Annotated in this window: 13 protein-coding genes and 1 other RNA gene; 9 read left to right on the forward strand and 5 right to left on the reverse strand. The window is 68.5% G+C overall.

Translation table 11 applies throughout. The features are described 5' to 3' along the window. Positions 1-570: 570 nt before the first annotated feature. Both prfB and DEP02_RS33475 read left to right on the forward strand, forming a co-directional pair. Positions 571-1,677: a peptide chain release factor 2 gene (gene prfB / locus DEP02_RS15425; RefSeq protein WP_112467898.1), complete on the forward strand. Its 1,107-nt coding sequence runs from the start codon at positions 571-573 to the stop codon at positions 1,675-1,677. Between the two features lie 310 nt (positions 1,678-1,987). After that, a complete protein-coding gene (locus tag DEP02_RS33475) occupies positions 1,988-2,641 on the forward strand; it encodes an LPXTG cell wall anchor domain-containing protein (protein ID WP_157977454.1) in 654 nt (217 codons plus the stop codon). Positions 2,642-2,770: 129 nt separating this feature from the next. Here the strand turns inward: DEP02_RS33475 and DEP02_RS15435 are convergent, their stop codons facing one another. Next, complete coding sequence (locus tag DEP02_RS15435) at positions 2,771-2,962, reverse strand: hypothetical protein (protein ID WP_112467900.1); 192 nt, start codon at positions 2,960-2,962, stop codon at positions 2,771-2,773. A 242-nt stretch (positions 2,963-3,204) separates the two neighbouring features. On the opposite strand from DEP02_RS15435, the gene ftsE reads away from it, so the two are divergent. From ftsE to ssrA, 5 genes are all read left to right on the forward strand, one after another. Then, positions 3,205-3,894, forward strand: coding sequence for a cell division ATP-binding protein FtsE (gene ftsE / locus DEP02_RS15440; protein WP_112467901.1), 690 nt, complete (start codon positions 3,205-3,207; stop codon positions 3,892-3,894). A gap of 35 nt (positions 3,895-3,929) precedes the next feature. Next, positions 3,930-4,847, forward strand: coding sequence for a permease-like cell division protein FtsX (ftsX, locus tag DEP02_RS15445; RefSeq protein WP_112467902.1), 918 nt, complete (start codon positions 3,930-3,932; stop codon positions 4,845-4,847). 67 nt (positions 4,848-4,914) lie between these two features. Further along, on the forward strand, positions 4,915-6,105 hold the full coding sequence (locus DEP02_RS15450; protein ID WP_112467903.1) for a S41 family peptidase: 1,191 nt from the start codon (positions 4,915-4,917) through the stop codon (positions 6,103-6,105). Positions 6,106-6,198: 93 nt separating this feature from the next. Beyond that, complete coding sequence (smpB, locus tag DEP02_RS15455) at positions 6,199-6,678, forward strand: SsrA-binding protein SmpB (RefSeq protein ID WP_112467904.1); 480 nt, start codon at positions 6,199-6,201, stop codon at positions 6,676-6,678. A 176-nt stretch (positions 6,679-6,854) separates the two neighbouring features. Next, positions 6,855-7,253, forward strand: a transfer-messenger RNA (tmRNA) gene (gene ssrA / locus DEP02_RS15460). An 85-nt stretch (positions 7,254-7,338) separates the two neighbouring features. On the opposite strand, the gene DEP02_RS15465 is transcribed toward ssrA, so the two are convergent. Genes DEP02_RS15465 through DEP02_RS15475 form a run of 3 tightly spaced genes read right to left on the reverse strand, consistent with a single transcriptional unit; the run spans position 7,339 to position 8,471 of the window. Continuing rightward, the gene (locus DEP02_RS15465) at positions 7,339-7,755 is read right to left on the reverse strand and encodes a PIN domain-containing protein (RefSeq protein WP_198668453.1); all 417 of its coding nucleotides are present in this window, start codon (positions 7,753-7,755) and stop codon (positions 7,339-7,341) included. Beyond that, entirely contained in the window at positions 7,755-8,000 is a 246-nt protein-coding gene (locus DEP02_RS15470) for a type II toxin-antitoxin system VapB family antitoxin (RefSeq protein WP_232839136.1), read from the reverse strand. The genes DEP02_RS15465 and DEP02_RS15470 overlap by 1 nt, the downstream gene beginning before the upstream one ends. A gap of 9 nt (positions 8,001-8,009) precedes the next feature. After that, positions 8,010-8,471: an ATP-binding protein gene (locus tag DEP02_RS15475; RefSeq protein WP_112467906.1), complete on the reverse strand. Its 462-nt coding sequence runs from the start codon at positions 8,469-8,471 to the stop codon at positions 8,010-8,012. Positions 8,472-8,611: 140 nt separating this feature from the next. Between DEP02_RS15475 and DEP02_RS15480 the strand changes: the two genes are divergently transcribed. Continuing rightward, entirely contained in the window at positions 8,612-9,436 is an 825-nt protein-coding gene (locus DEP02_RS15480) for a helix-turn-helix domain-containing protein (protein ID WP_112467907.1), read from the forward strand. Beyond that, positions 9,421-9,609 carry a DUF397 domain-containing protein gene (locus tag DEP02_RS15485; RefSeq protein WP_112467908.1) on the forward strand — a complete coding sequence of 63 codons (189 nt, stop codon included), beginning with the start codon at positions 9,421-9,423 and terminating at the stop codon, positions 9,607-9,609. The genes DEP02_RS15480 and DEP02_RS15485 overlap by 16 nt, the downstream gene beginning before the upstream one ends. A gap of 25 nt (positions 9,610-9,634) precedes the next feature. Here DEP02_RS15485 and DEP02_RS15490 read toward each other — a convergent pair whose 3' ends face one another. After that, a complete protein-coding gene (locus DEP02_RS15490; protein ID WP_232839137.1) occupies positions 9,635-10,753 on the reverse strand; it encodes a sensor histidine kinase in 1,119 nt (372 codons plus the stop codon). Positions 10,754-10,798 lie beyond the last annotated feature (45 nt).

Below are 10,798 nucleotides of genomic sequence, written 5' to 3' on the forward strand. Positions count from 1 at the left end.
CAAGGTCGCCACCGCCATGGTCGGCGTGCACGTCCTCATCGGCATCGGCGAGGCCGCGATCACCGCGCTGACCGTCGGCGCCGCCTACGCCTTGACGTCTTCGTGGGGCGGGGCGTCTCCGTCCCTGGGGCTCTGCCCCAGGCCCCGTTTCGGGGCTGCGCCCCGGCTTGGCCCGCCGGGCCCGCCCGTCTCGGTGGGAGGAGAGGTTCCGTCCCTGGGGTCCGCCCCCAGACCCGGCGGGGCTCTGCCCCTGTACCCCGGCGGGGCTTCGCTCCCTGAGCCCCCTGCGGGGCTTGACCTCTGCACCCTGGCGGCTTCGCCCCCTGCTCCCCCGGTTTCCCACCCTCCTGCCGGTCTCGGCAGGGAGAAAGAGCCGACCTGGGGCTCCGCCCCCGGTCCCGGCGGGGCCTGGCCCCCTGTATCAAGGGCGATCTGCTCCCGCCCGCCTCGGACCTTCCCCTCGCTCCCGCCTCTCAAGAGGCCGAGTTGGGTGGACGAGTGGGCAAAGCCGGCCCCCGGAGGCCGCCCGCCCGGCGTTCCTCGGTCGGTGAAGCCGTTACGCTGGAGGGCGTGGCAGTCGTCGATGTATCCGAAGAGCTCAAGTCCCTCTCCTCGACCATGGAGTCGATCGAGTCCGTTCTGGACCTCGACAAGATGAGGGCAGACATCGCCGTGCTCGAGGAGCAGGCAGCCGCGCCCTCCCTGTGGGACAACCCGGACGAGGCGCAGAAGATCACCAGTAGGCTCTCCCACCTCCAGGCCGAGGTCAGGAAGGCCGAGGCCCTGCGCGGCAGGATCGACGACCTGGGTGTGCTCTTCGAGCTCGCCGAGGCCGAGGACGACACCGATACCCGTGTCGAGGCCGAGGCCGAGCTCGAAGCGGTCAGGAAGGCACTGGACGAGATGGAGGTCCGGACCCTCCTGAGCGGCGAGTACGACGCCCGTGAGGCGCTCGTCAACATCCGCGCCGAGGCCGGCGGCGTCGACGCCGCCGACTTCGCCGAGCGGCTGCAGCGCATGTACCTGCGCTGGGCCGAGCAGCACGGCTACAAGACCGAGGTCTACGAGACGTCGTACGCCGAGGAGGCCGGCATCAAGTCGACCACCTTCGCCGTGCAGGTGCCGTACGCCTACGGCACCCTCTCCGTCGAGCAGGGCACCCACCGGCTCGTCCGGATCTCGCCCTTCGACAACCAGGGACGCCGCCAGACCTCCTTCGCCGGCGTCGAGGTCCTGCCCGTCGTCGAGCAGTCCGACCACGTCGACATCGACGAGTCCGACCTGCGCATCGACGTCTACCGGTCCTCCGGGCCCGGCGGCCAGGGCGTCAACACCACCGACTCCGCCGTGCGGATCACCCACATCCCCACCGGCATCGTGGTCTCCTGCCAGAACGAGCGCTCGCAGATCCAGAACAAGGCCACGGCGATGAACGTCCTCCAGGCCAAGCTGCTCGAGCGACGTCGTCAGGAGGAGCAGGCCAAGATGGACGCGCTCAAGGGCGACGGCGGCAACTCCTGGGGAAACCAGATGCGTTCGTACGTCCTGCACCCGTACCAGATGGTCAAAGACCTGCGCACCGAGTTCGAAGTCGGCAACCCCGATGCCGTGTTCAACGGCGAGATCGACGGCTTCCTGGAGGCCGGCATTCGCTGGCGCAAGCAGAGGGAGCAGTAGGGCGAGTAAGACGAAGCGGACGCTTTGTCGGCAAGGCAACTGCCGTCACGGGTGCGGCAGTTGCCTTTTTCATGCTCGGCTGCGTGCGTTTTGCGTCACACTTGCGGTGCCGCTCTCCGGCAAAGGGCCCGTACCCGGACATCGCGTGCGCAACGGCCTTGACGTTGCTTTGAATTGTGGGAAGGGTGAAGCGCGGCATGCGTTCTGCGGGGCGCATGTGAACCGGGGGGCTCCATCTTTCAGCTACCTCCGTCGATCACTGCCCCGAGCGCGGCCTCAATAACGATCAGCTACTGGGGGTAGCAACTACATGACAAAGAAGACGCGGATCCACGTCGCGCGCATAGCTGCCGGTGCCGTGATCGCCGCGGGTGCTTCGCTGATGGTGGCGGGCGTCGCTTCCGCGGACCCGGTCGAGCCGGACCCGAGCTGCAGCATCGGCGCCGACCCGCTCTGCCCCGACCCGGACCCGAACCCCGACCCGGACCCGAACCCCGACCCGGACCCGGACCCGGACCCGGACCCCGACCCGGACCCGAACCCCGACCCGAACCCCGACCCGAACCCGGACCCGGGTAACGGCAACCCGGACCCGGGTAACGGCAACCCGGACCCGGGCAAGGGCAACCCCGATCCGGGCAACGGCAACCCCGATCCGGGCAACCCCGGCGGCGGTGGCAACGGCGGTGGCGGCAACGGCGGTGGCGGTGGCGACACCACCGGTGGCACCACCCCCAACGGCGGTGGCAACAACACCATCCCGCAGCAGGAGGGCTCCTCGGCGCTCACCGACACCGGCTCCGCCTCGAACGCCACGCCCCAGGGCAACGGCAAGGAGCTCGCCGAGACCGGTGCCGCCCAGACCACGTTCCTGCTGGTCGGCGCCGCGACGATGATCGCCGGCGGTGTCGGCTTCCGCTTCCTGCCGCGCCTGATGGCCGGCCGCGGCGCCGCGGCCGCCTGACGGCAGCGTCAGCGGTACCGACAGCAGTAGCAGTAGCGGCGACCGTACGCACCGTACGTGCGCCCTGAACACCGAAGGGGCCCGGAGCGGCAAGCTCCGGGCCCCTTCGTACGAATCAGTGCGCGCGCCCTACGCCGTCTGGTGCGCCAGCAGCGCCACCGCGGCGATCAGCACCGCCAGCAGCGCGATCAGCGCCATCGGGTTCAGCCCCGCGAAGAAGTTCTCCTGCTGCAGCCGCTCGCGGCTCGCACGGCAGACGGGGCACCGGCCCTCGGTCACGGGCGCCGCACAGTTCGCGCACACCAGCCGGTCGTACGTCATGCGCTCGCCCTCCTTGCACCACGGGTTCTTACTTGTACAACGCTCACGGACGCGCGAGTGTTCCCCCGTCCACCATGCCAGGTTCCCCCGACCGGCGCGCGGAGTGCTGTCCGAGGGCAGTCACCGTACAAAAATGCACAACCCCCACCCAACCCACCCCCAACCCTGACCGGCGACTGCGCGCTCCTACCCGGTTCGCGTAAGGTCACGCTCATCTACCCCCGGCGACCCGTGGTGCATCCGTGATCCGATTCGACAATGTCTCCAAGGTCTACCCCAAGCAGACCCGCCCAGCCCTCAGGGATGTATCCCTGGAAGTGGAGAAGGGCGAGTTCGTGTTCCTCGTGGGGTCCTCCGGCTCCGGAAAGTCCACCTTCCTGCGGCTGATCCTCCGCGAGGAGCGGTGCAGCCACGGCCAGGTGCACGTCCTGGGCAAGGACCTCGCGCGCCTGTCCAACTGGAAGGTGCCGCAGATGCGCCGCCAGCTGGGAACGGTGTTCCAGGACTTCCGCCTCCTGCCGAACAAGACGGTCGCCGAGAACGTCGCCTTCGCGCAGGAGGTCATCGGCAAGTCGCGCGGCGAGATCCGCAAGTCCGTGCCGCAGGTGCTCGACCTCGTCGGGCTCGGCGGCAAGGAGGACCGCAGGCCGGGCGAGCTGTCCGGTGGTGAGCAGCAGCGCGTCGCCATCGCGCGTGCCTTCGTCAACCGGCCCCTGCTGCTGATCGCCGACGAGCCCACCGGCAACCTCGACCCGCAGACCTCCGTCGGCATCATGAAGCTGCTCGACCGCATCAACCGGACGGGTACCACCGTGTTGATGGCGACCCACGACCAGAACATCGTGGACCAGATGCGCAAGCGCGTCATCGAGCTGGAGAAGGGTCGCCTCGTGCGCGACCAGGCGCGCGGCGTCTACGGCTACCAGCACTGAGCGAAGTCCACGACGGAAAGGCTTGACCAGACGCCATGCGCGCCCAGTTCGTCCTGTCGGAGATCGGTGTGGGTCTCCGCCGCAACCTGACGATGACCTTCGCCGTCATCGTCTCCGTCGCCCTGTCGCTGGCCCTGTTCGGCGGGTCGCTCCTGATGAGCGACCAGGTCAACCAGATGAAGGGCTACTGGTATGACAAGATCAACGTCTCGATCTTCCTCTGCAACAAGAGCAACGCCCAGAACGACCCCAACTGTGCCAAGGGTGCGGTCACCGAGGACCAGAAGAAGGCGATCCGCGCCGACCTGGGCAAGATGTCGGTGGTCCAGAAGGTCACCCACGAGACGCAGGACGAGGCGTACAAGCACTACAAGGAGCAGTTCGGGGACTCCCCGCTGGCCGGCACCATCACGCCGGACCAGATGCAGGAGTCGTACCGGATCAAGCTGAAGAACCCGGAGCAGTACAAGGTCATCGCGAGCGCCTTCAACGGCCGTGACGGCGTGCAGTCCGTGCAGGACCAGAAGGGCATCCTGGACAACCTCTTCGGACTGCTGAACGGCATGAACTGGGCCGCGCGCGCGGTGATGTCGCTGATGCTCGTCGTGGCGCTGATGCTGATCGTCAACACCGTGCGCGTGTCGGCGTTCAGCCGCCGGCGCGAGACGGGGATCATGCGCCTGGTGGGCGCCTCCGGCTTCTACATCCAGGCGCCGTTCATCATGGAGGCGGCGGTCGCCGGACTGATCGGCGGCACGGTCGCCTGTGGATTCCTGGTGCTCGCGCGGTACTTCATCATCGACAACGGTCTCGCCCTGTCGCAGAAGCTGAACCTGATCAACTTCATCGGCTGGGACGCGGTCCTGACGAAGTTGCCGCTCATCCTCGCGACGAGTCTGCTGATGCCCGCGTTGGCAGCCTTCTTCGCGCTGCGCAAGTACCTGAAGGTGTGACGCATGCCAAGGGGACCGTACGGCCAACCGGCCGTACGGCCGCGAGGCGTTGTCTAGACTCACCGCCATGTCAGGTCGTGACCTGTTCCGTCAGCCCCGCCGCGGCCGTGCCGGGGCCGCCCTGACCTTCGTCTTCGTCGGTGTGCTGGTGGCCGGTGCGGCGACGGGCTCCCTGCCCGGCCACGACGAGAGGAAGTCCGAGGCGGAGCAGGCCGGTTCGGCCGCTACCGCCGCTGCTGCCGCGGGCGGCCGGCACGAGGCGGAGGTGAGCCGGGCGGCGGCCGAGGCCATGGCCGACGGCACGTCCCCCCTGCAGGCCGCCGAACGCGCCGTCAGCCGCAGCGGTGACCGTTGGGGCGCCGTCTACTCCCACCGTGAGTACGAGGAGTTCCAGGAGGCCCTGGACGGCCAGTACACCGGCGTCGGCCTGTGCGCGCGGCGCGAGCGGGACGGCCGTATCGAGGTGACGCGGGTGCGGGCGGGCTCGCCCGCGGCCGCCGCCGGAATCCGCGCGGGCGACCGGCTGCGCAGCGTCGACGCCGAGAAGGTGGACGGCCTGCCGGTCACCGAGGTCGTCTCCTTACTGCGCGGCGACACCGACGACGCGCCCGCCGGCACCGCCGTCACCCTGGGCCTGCAGCGCGGCACGCGCGCGTGGAGCGCGACCCTGCGCCGGGCCCGCCTGTCCACGGAGCCGGTCACGGTACGGCGGCCGGCCGACCACGTGACCGTGATCAGGATCGCCGCCTTCACCAAGGGCGTGGGCGACGAGGTCCGTACCGCCGTACGTCACTCCCCGCCCGCCTCCGGGATCGTCCTGGACCTGCGCGGCAACTCCGGCGGCCTGGTCACCGAGGCCGTCACCACCGCCTCCGCCTTCCTCGACGGCGGCCTGGTCGCCACCTACGACGTCGACGGCGAGCAGCGCGCCCTGCACGCCGCCCCCGGCGGCGACACCGCCAGACCCCTGGTCGCGCTCGTCGACGGCGGCACGATGAGCGCGGCCGAGCTGCTCACCGGGGCCCTGCAGGACCGCGGCCGTGCGGTCGTCGTGGGCTCGCGCACCTTCGGCAAGGGCTCGGTGCAGATGCCGAGCCGGCTGCCCGACGGCTCCGTCGCCGAGCTCACGGTCGGGCACTACCGCACCCCCGGCGGCCACGGCGTGGACGGCCGGGGCATCACCCCGGACCTGGACGCGGGCAGGGACGCGATGAACCGGGCCGAGACGGTCCTGACGGGCCTGGGCGACCCGTCGTAGGCACGGCCAGGCACGGCGGACACGGCAGGCGCGGCAGGCACGCTTTATACGCTTCCCGACCACCCCCTCCATAGTGCGAAAATGGGCTGCACTATGGCTAAGGAAAAAGGGCGCAAGCTGATCGCGCAGAACAAGAAGGCGCGGCACGACTACCACATCCTCGACACCTACGAGGCCGGTCTGGTGCTCATGGGGACAGAGGTGAAGTCGCTGCGTCAGGGACGGGCCTCGCTGGCCGACGGCTTCGTGCAGCTGGACGGAAACGAGGCGTGGCTGCACAACGTGCACGTGCCCGAGTACAGCCAGGGCACCTGGACCAACCACAGCGCCCGCCGCAAGCGGAAGCTGCTGCTGCACCGCGAGGAGATCGACAAGCTGGAGGCGAAGTCCCAGGAGACGGGCCACACGATCGTGCCGCTGGCCCTGTACTTCAAGGACGGCCGGGCCAAGATCGAGATCGCGCTGGCGAAGGGCAAGAAGGAGTACGACAAGCGGCAGACGCTGCGCGAGAAGCAGGACCGCCGCGAGGCCGACCGCGCGATGGCGGCGGTACGGCGCCGGCAGCGGGCGTAGGGCCCGGTGCGGCCTGCCGGGAATGTTCCGGCACCCGACGGGGTTGAACCCGGTACCGCGACCGGGTGACCGGCGGGAATACGGTGGCATCGGCGGGCGTTGGTCACGTACGATGGCACCAGCACCGCGAGGCCGGTGCACGAGGCCCCTCCTGGAGGGGTTTGAAAAATCAACATGGGGATGATCGGTTTCGACAGCGGCTGTCGAAGCAGGGGAAGCGTGTCGAGGAAGCGGCCATGATCTCGTAAACCACAGGCCGAAAAAAATAATCGCCAACACCAAGCGCGATTCCTCCCAGCAGGCCTTCGCCCTCGCTGCCTGATAGGCAGCGCGAGCGAGCCTCCTACTAAAGGGAGTGTCAGCCCGGGGAAGTTCCCGACCCGGATCCTGGCATCGACTAGGGGACTAAACCTTGATCCCGGTCACGGGGTGAAGAGGGAAACCAAACAGTGACTGAGCCCGTCGGAGACTTGTCCGCATGATCTCCGGGGCTGAGAAAAGCGAAGCGGACTGCACACGGAGAAGCCCTGGTTCCGCACCGTTGGACGCGGGTTCGATTCCCGCCATCTCCACTCATCCCATGTGGGCAAGGCCCCGTCGCTCCCGAGCGGCGGGGCCTTTCTCGTCGTACGCCTGGCTGGACACATCGGGTGCGGTCAGTCAGGCGCGAGGACCGTCATGGACATTGTGCTGGCTCAGTTCCACCGCGAACCGGGCCGCCGTCACGAAATCGGCGTCGTCATGGAGGACGACGAGCCCATGGTGGGCCGCCGTCGCACAGATCTGGAGGTCGACGACAGACAGAGCCCTGTGTGCCCCTTGATCTGCCGCCCGTTGTTGAAGAGCACCGATCCACAGGCACGCGCTCTTGGGCACGGGAACGTCGTCGTAGAGATCGGCGAACATGTCGCTGAACGCCCTGTACTCCTTGGCATCGCGTGCGGACCGAAGGAACTCGGCCCGCTGTGGAGAGCACGAGAGCACGTAGCCGTCCGCGACCACCGGCCGCCATGCTTCATGCAGGTCGCGGTTCCGGAGCAGGCGCCACAGCGCCGACGAGTCGAGCAGGTAGCGCATCACCGGCGTGCCGCGTCCTTGTCCGCTCGATGTGCCTCTTCGGCCGCCTCGACGTCCCAGCCCCGGGCCATCTCGAAGTACTTGTCATAGGCGGCGTCGCGAGTCAGACGCTTGTTGTACATCTCAAGCGCCGCCGCGACGGCGGCCGTCTTGGTCCGGTGCCCGCCCAGGCGCTTCGCCGTGTCCAGGGCTTCGTCGTCGATATCGATGTGGGTGAGTGACACCGGGCCCTCCCGGATGTACATAACAGCTCATCATTCAGGGGAAGTATTGTACATCGAGCACTGACCGTTACGGAGCTCGAACCAGACCGTCTTGCCGATGCCGCCGGGGCGGGGTTCGGCGCCCCAGTCGTCCGCCAGGGTCTCCACCAGGGCGAGGCCCCGGCCGGACTCGTCCTCCGACGCCGCCTCGCGGGGCGTGGGCAGGGCGTTGTTCGCGTCCGTGACCGAGATACGGAGGCGGCCGTTGCCGTCCAGGACGCAGCGTGCCCGGATCTCGCGGCCGGGGGAGACCTTGGCATGACGGTAGGCGTTCGTCATCAGCTCACTGAGCAGGAGTACCGCCGTCTCCGTCACCTCGTCGGGGAGTTTCCAGGACGTTGCCTGTTCGCGCAGGAGCGCACGGGCGCGGCCCACACTGCGGGCGTGGCGGGGGAGGCGGAATTCGATGTCCTGGGGGAGTGCGGTGGGGGAGTGGTGGGGCGGTGTCGGCATGGGGGTGGTTCCTTGCGTGTGATTCTCCGTCGTTGGGCGGGATAAGAGTGGTGGCCTGTGTTTAGCCTCGGGAGTAACGGGTCGGGTACGCAGCGTGCTTGTACGCGCGGTGCGTCGGTGCGGGAGGCGGGTGAGGGCGCGTGGCTTCCGGGGAGTCGCAGCAGGCGCAGCAGAACTGGCGTTACTGCGGTGGGCAGATCAAGTTGTGGCGCGAGGAGGCACAGGTCAGCCGACAGGCCCTGGCCGACGAGGCCGGGTACGACTACGAGTACGTCAAGTCGATGGAGTGCGGGCGGCGCCGGCCGACGCTCAGGTTGTTGCAGACCGCGGACCAACTGTGCGGGGCGCGAGGGAAGTTGCTGGCGGGGCACGAGTTCCTGAAGCCGGAGCGCTATCTGTCGTACGTCGAGGACTACATGCAGTACGAGGCTGAGGCAGTCGTGCTGAGTTCTTACCAACCGCTTTTGATCCCAGGGCTGTTGCAGAGCGAGGAGACGATCAGGGCTTACCTCCACACGCACTTTCCTCCGCTGGATGACGAGACGCTCGAAGAGCGGGTCGCGGGACGCCTGGAGAGACAGTCGTTGCTTGAGCAGCGCTCCAAGGCCTTCAACTTCGTCATCGGCGAACTCGCGTTGCGCAACCAGGTGGGTGGTGTAGAGGCGCATCGGGAGCAACTACGCCGACTGGTGGAGGTCGGCAGGGCCCGCAACGTGACGATTCAGGTGCTGACGTTCGCGGGGGCCGGCCCTGAGCTCGATGGACCCTTCGTGCTGCTGGAGACGGCTGACCACGACACCCTGGTTTACGAGGAGGGGCAAGCGACGGCGAGGCTGTACGCCGACCCGGATAAGGTCAGTACTGTTGTCCAGCGCCATGCGATGATTCTTCGGAAGGCGCTCAGTCCTGACGAGTCGGCGCGCTTCATCGAGAAGTTGGCGGAGGAGCTATGTCCACCGAGCTGATGTGGTTCAAGTCCAGCTACAGCAGCACCGGCGGCGGTGAATGCCTCGAAGTCGCCGTCTGCCCCCGCACCGTCCACGTCCGTGACTCGAAGCTGGGCACTCGGAGTCCCCGCTTCGCGGTGCCTGCCGACGCCTGGAGCGCGTTCCTCGTATACGCCGCCCGCGAGGCCTGAGCCCCGGGGGCGACGTGCGGCCACGTCAGCCCAGTGGCAGAACCGCCGTCACGGAGAAGTTGTGGTCCTCCGGCCCGGCGTGCAGTGTTCCGCCGAGCGCGACGACCCGGCCCCTGAGCCCGGCGAGGCCCGTGCCGCGGCGCCCGGACGTCGGGGCGGAGGATGGCGCCGAGCCGGCGGCGACACCGTCGTTGCGGACAGTCAGCCGGACGTCGTCCGCGCCGGTGCGCAGTTCGATCTCGCAGAACTTGGCACGGCTGTGTTCCAGCACGTTGCCCACCGTCTCATGGAGCACCGACCGCAGACACTCCGCCACCGCGTCGTTCAGTTCGAGACGCGGTGGCAGCGAGGCGTGAACCCCTATCCCGGAAGCGGTCAGCAGTCGCTGCACATGGGCGAACTCATCGGCCAGCGAGAAGGTCGCCTCGGAGATGCTGATGCGCCGCACGTCCTCCTGCGCCCGCCGGGCCAGCTCGATGACCTCGGTGAGTGCCGCCCGGGCGGATTCGGCGAGAGCGCCCGCCCGCAGGGCGTGCTCCGCCCGCACCACGATGGCGACCAGTGACGAGCCCACCAGATCGTGCAGGTCCCGGCGCATCCGCGCTCGGGCACGCTGCTCGGCGAGCCGGGCCGTCTGTTCCTTGCTGCCGTACAACCGGGAGGAAAGCAGAGCGAGATGGACGACCGCGAAGACGGTGCTCGCCGTGATCGCCGCACCGAGCAGAACGGCCAGTGAACCGCGACTGCTGTCGACCACACCCATGTGGATGAGCAGCGGCCCGCTGGCGATGACGGCCAGAGCGGCAGGAACGGAGTTGGTGGGAGGCAAGCTGAGCAGCACGGCGCCGGCCAGAAAGCCGAGCAGAGTGAACCACCGGTGCTGGAAGACCACCAACGGCATGTAGGTGAGCGCGGCCTGCACCAGCAGCAGACCCCATCTCCAGCGGTACGGCAGCCGGTAGGGCGGGGGTGCGTACTGGCCGAGCAGAACAGCGGGTGTCAGCACCAACACGGTCAGACCGGCGGCGACGGTGCGCCTGTGGAACGGCGACGCGGCGACATCCAGCGCCACCAGCCCCAGTGAACCGACCACCAGCACGACCAACGCGCCGAACGCGACCCTCGTTCCTGGCGGAGCCGTCACGCCGCTCACTGTCCCGCTCCGCTTCCTCGACCCGCTTCTACCTTG

The sequence above is a fragment of the Streptomyces triticisoli genome (assembly GCF_003270085.1).
In the GTDB taxonomy this organism is placed as follows: domain Bacteria; phylum Actinomycetota; class Actinomycetes; order Streptomycetales; family Streptomycetaceae; genus Streptomyces; species Streptomyces triticisoli.